Origin of the sequence: Alkalihalophilus lindianensis (assembly GCF_032843265.1) — a bacterium.
GTDB lineage: Bacteria > Bacillota > Bacilli > Bacillales > Bacillaceae_D > Alkalihalophilus > Alkalihalophilus lindianensis.
This window is the reverse complement of the sequence record NZ_JAWJBA010000118.1, coordinates 1-341: the sequence shown is the minus strand read 5'-3', so window position 1 is coordinate 341 and position 341 is coordinate 1. Positions and strand designations below refer to the sequence as shown.

The 341-nt window shown below is 34.9% G+C and carries 1 protein-coding gene; it reads left to right on the top strand.

Annotated features, from left to right (window positions below; translation table 11 throughout):
- Nucleotides 1-341 (top strand): LacI family DNA-binding transcriptional regulator (locus RYX56_RS21570; RefSeq protein ID WP_317124019.1); only part of this gene is annotated, 341 nt, incomplete at both ends.

The window sequence follows — 341 nt, the reverse complement described above, 5'->3', positions numbered from 1 at the left end:
TAAACAAATTGCAGAGGAAGCCGGTGTTTCTATAGCCACAGTTTCACACGTAATTAATAAAACAAGGTATGTCAGCCCCGAACTTAGCAAAAAGGTTGAACAGGCGATGGAGAAGCTGGGCTATAGTCAAAAATCAAAAACTGAGCATAGCAATTTAAAAATAGGGAAAAAATCTGAGATCGCTTTAATTGCACCCAATTTATGGGGAACCTTTTCTAAAGTCATTTCAAGTATCTCTTCATATTTAAATGAAAAGGGCTACACTTTATCTGTCTACTTTCACAATGATAACGCTTCCGTTGAAAAAGATATTATTACCAACATCCTTTTAAATAAAAGAG